The following is a 3414-nucleotide window of genomic DNA, read 5'->3' on the forward strand; positions in this document are numbered from 1 at the left end:
ACCCCGGCGGCGGCGGCCAGCGACAGGGCGGCGTCGAGGCCGGCCGCCGTCCAGGCCTGCTTGGACAGGTCCAGGAACAGCCCGGCGGCGTCGAGGGTCATGCGGGCCAGCCGGTCGGGCTCGGCGGCGAAACAGTCTTGGATGCGGATGGCTTCGGTCTCGCGGGCGGCGGCGTCCAGACGGCTCCAGGCGGCGGCGAGCTCGGCCATGTCGTTAACCCTTTTGGTAGGATCGCGTTTACGCGGCGGGGCTAAATATCATCAAATCGGGTTGATCCAACGCCGTTCGCGCAAAGAGATTCCAAAATGTCCTGCGATGTCGCCCTCGCCGCCTTCCTCTGGCTCGCCTCGACCGGACCGGCCGCCGCCGCGCCCAAGCCGGCCGTCGCCGTCGCCGTCGCCGCGCCGCAATCGGTGGCCAAGGAGCCGCTGTTCGCCGACATCGTCGGCCGCGCCGGCCGCCTGAAGGCCGAGGTCGAGGCCTGGCGCGGCCATCTGAAGGCCGACGGTCCGGCCGCCTCCCTGACCGGCTTCGACGCCTTCTCCGCCCGGATCGGCGAACTGGCCGCCCTCGACCAGAAGGGGCACGAGGTGCTCAAGGCGCGCGGCACCGACGGCGACCTGAAATGCATCCTGCACGGCATATCCCAAGACCTGCCGCTGAAGCTGGGCGAGATCGGCAAGGCCGCGACCGGCAAGGACCAGGACGCCGCCCTGCGCGACATGGCCTATCTGCTCAACGACAATGTCGAGGTGATCACCGCCCCGCCGGCCCCGGCGGTCTGAGCCCCGCCGCCCCGGATCAGGCCGCAGGCCGCGCGGCCTCCTCCAGGGCCTTGGCCACCATGCCCTCAGTCAGCAGCTGCGGCAGGACGACCGGTTCGCCGCCCTTGGCGTCGTAGATCAGATAGAGCGGCACGCCGGCGCGGCCATGGGCGGCCAGTTCGGCGGCGATGGCGCCGTCCCGGTTGGTCCAGTCGCCCTTGAGATAGACCGCGCCCGTGCGCTTGAAGGCCTCGGCCACCGCCGGGCTGGACAGGGCGGCGCGGTCGTTGACCTGGCAGGTCACGCACCAGGCGGCGGTGAAGTTGACGAACACCGGCCTGCCCTGGGCGCGCAGCTCGGCCAGCCGGGCCGCGTCGATCGGGCAGCGTCCGACCAGCGCCACCCGCACCGGCCCCAGCGCCACCGGAACGAGTTCGTCCGGGGCGAAGTGACCGACCAGCCACGGGTTCCCGGAGGCGTGCGGCAGCACGATCCGGCCGTGCGGATCGAACCGGTCGGCCACCGCCCGCATCTCCGGTGCATCGGGCAGGGCCACCCACCCGGAATCTCGGCGCTGCGTGTTCATCGCATTTTCCGCCGATCAGCGAACGGAGGCATCGAATTGCCCGGAACCGTCCGCGGCGGCGTCCGCGCCGAATTCTCCGACTTCCACCAGTACCGGCGGTTCGTAGGGTTCCGGTGCGGCTTGCTCCTCCACGACGGCCTCCTCTTCACGACGTTCTCGGCGACTACCCGGCAGCGGATCAGCCGGCGATCGCCGGTGGTCCGCAAGACCGCCGGGATCCCGGTGCCTGCGAACGCCGCCCCGCGCGCCGGATACGCGCCCGGGGGCCTGCAAGGTGCGCCGAGAGTCGGGTCTCGCGGGCGCTATCGAAGGGCGTTCGGCTGATCTCTGCCGACGATCACAGTGCGCGTCGCCGTGCGGCGGGCACAATCTTTTTTCCGCAGGATGACCCGAATCGGTGAAGGTGGTACTAGGCGTGTAACGAGCGTTCCGGAAATCGTGCACGCGAAATGCGCGAGAGTGTGCGAATCGCGCATCAACCCAGCTGGTGCTCCAGCACCGCCTCGTGCGCCGTGCCGATCGGCCCGTGCTCGTCGAACAGCCGCGCACGGGCCACGCCGATGCCGGTCGGCTCGACGTCGCGCTCGATCTCCATGCCGATCCATTCGCCGCGCGGCTCGCGGTGCAGGTACAGCGTGATGTCGCTGTTGATCCACGGCCCGAACAGGGCGCCGACCGGGCTGGCCGCGCTGATGCAGTCCACCAGCACCGCGAGCTGGGTGAGCGGGCTCGTCGGCTCGTCCGGCAGCAGCGGCAGCGGGAGGCGCATCCACGCCCTGCTCGGGCTGCCGGAGATCTGGTCGGACAGCCAGCGCACCTGGATCACGTCGTGCACGCCCCAGCGCAGGCCGAGCCCGGCGGGCAGCAGGGTGCCGTCGGTGATTCCGTCCGGTCCGGCGAACGGGATCTCGCCATCGGGTTCGGCTTCGTCCGTCCGGTCGCGGCGCAGCACGTGCGCGAGTGCCCGCGTCACCTCGGTCCCGTCCTGGTGCAGCACCACTTCCAGCACGCGCAGCCGCTTGCCCTCGCGCACCGTTCTGGTGTGCACGGCGACGCCGGTGCGCCGCGGAACCGGGCGGTGCAGGTCGACGGTGAGACGTGCGAGGAACAGGTCCGGATCGGACAGTTCGCGCTGCACGGCGCGGGCGATCAAGCCTGCGACGGGGCCACCGCCGGTCAGTTCGCCCCACGGATTGCCCGCCGAGTCGGTGGGAAGGAACAGCTCGCCCGCGGGCCGGAAGAGGGTCTCGTCTTGCACGCCCGAATGCTACTTGCCGGTAGCTTACTTTGGGTAGGCGTGCTGCGTTCGGTCGTGCCGCTGCGAACCTTCGGCGGAATTTCGCCGATGTCCGTGTGATCCGATTCCGCGCGGGAGCGATTTAGTTGAACTTTCATGCTTAGCTGGCGGCGCCCACCGACCCGGGAGGAAAGCCGATGCACCGGTACCGCGACCTGACGACCCTGCTGGCCAGGCTGGTCGTCGGGGTGACCTTCGTGCTGCACGCCTACCAGAAGCTGGCGATCAACGGGATGTCCGGCGTCAGCGCCGGGTTCGAGCAGATGGGCATCCCGCTGCCCGCTGCCGCGGCCTGGTTCACCGCGCTGGTCGAGCTGCTCGGCGGGCTCGCGCTGATCCTCGGCGTGCTGCTGCCGGTCGCCGGTGTGCTGCTGGCTGCCGTGATGCTCGGCGCGCTGGTCACCGCGCACTCCGGGGCGTACTTCGCCACCGATGGCGGCTTCGAGTACGTGCTGGTGCTGGCGGCGGTGAGCCTCGCGCTCGGCTTCAGCGGCCCGAAATACACCCTGCAGGCGGCCTTCGCCTCGCGGAAGGACTCCGCGCCCGCAGCTGTCTGAGTGCGGCCAAGTCGCTGGGCGGCAGGGCGGGTCGCTGCGTCTGAAGGAGTTCGGAGTGCTGCGGCGGGCCGGTGGTCGACCGGCCCGCCGGTGTTCACAGCACCGCGCCGAGGTCCACAGTGGTCTTCTCGGTGGTGCGCCGCTGCGCGAGCTTGTCCGGGTCCGGGTTGCTGACCTGCACCAGCGAACTCCGCGCGGACAGCACGGCGA

6 protein-coding genes are annotated in these 3414 nt (G+C 70.7%); 2 read left to right on the top strand and 4 right to left on the bottom strand.

The window, feature by feature from the left end:
- The coding region (locus IJH84_RS09670; protein WP_295142945.1) for a hypothetical protein at positions 1-209 on the bottom strand (209 nt) is incomplete at its 3' end.
- A 96-nt stretch (positions 210-305) separates the two neighbouring features.
- Between IJH84_RS09670 and IJH84_RS09675 the strand changes: the two genes are divergently transcribed.
- Entirely contained in the window at positions 306-785 is a 480-nt protein-coding gene (locus IJH84_RS09675) for a hypothetical protein (RefSeq protein ID WP_295142948.1), read from the top strand.
- Positions 786-801: 16 nt separating this feature from the next.
- Here IJH84_RS09675 and IJH84_RS09680 read toward each other — a convergent pair whose 3' ends face one another.
- From IJH84_RS09680 to IJH84_RS09690, 3 genes are all read right to left on the bottom strand, one after another.
- Positions 802-1320 carry a thioredoxin family protein gene (locus IJH84_RS09680; protein ID WP_295142950.1) on the bottom strand — a complete coding sequence of 173 codons (519 nt, stop codon included), beginning with the start codon at positions 1318-1320 and terminating at the stop codon, positions 802-804.
- 45 nt (positions 1321-1365) lie between these two features.
- A complete protein-coding gene (locus IJH84_RS09685; RefSeq protein WP_200073403.1) occupies positions 1366-1482 on the bottom strand; it encodes a lasso RiPP family leader peptide-containing protein in 117 nt (38 codons plus the stop codon).
- Between the two features lie 343 nt (positions 1483-1825).
- Entirely contained in the window at positions 1826-2608 is a 783-nt protein-coding gene (locus tag IJH84_RS09690; protein WP_200073402.1) for a thioesterase family protein, read from the bottom strand.
- Between the two features lie 176 nt (positions 2609-2784).
- Here IJH84_RS09690 and IJH84_RS09695 point away from each other — a divergent pair, with 176 nt between their 5' ends.
- On the top strand, positions 2785-3204 hold the full coding sequence (locus tag IJH84_RS09695) for a DoxX family protein (RefSeq protein WP_295142959.1): 420 nt from the start codon (positions 2785-2787) through the stop codon (positions 3202-3204).
- The last annotated feature ends 210 nt before the right edge of the window (positions 3205-3414 follow it).

The organism is Saccharopolyspora sp. (genome assembly GCF_017434145.1).
GTDB lineage: Bacteria > Actinomycetota > Actinomycetes > Mycobacteriales > Pseudonocardiaceae > Saccharopolyspora_C > Saccharopolyspora_C galaxeae.

Coding starts and splice junctions, on each gene's coding strand:
- IJH84_RS09695 (WP_295142959.1), top strand. CDS start 2,785: ATGCACCGGTACCGCGACCTGACGACCCTGCTGGCCAGGCTGGTCGTC.
- IJH84_RS09675 (WP_295142948.1), top strand. CDS start 306: ATGTCCTGCGATGTCGCCCTCGCCGCCTTCCTCTGGCTCGCCTCGACC.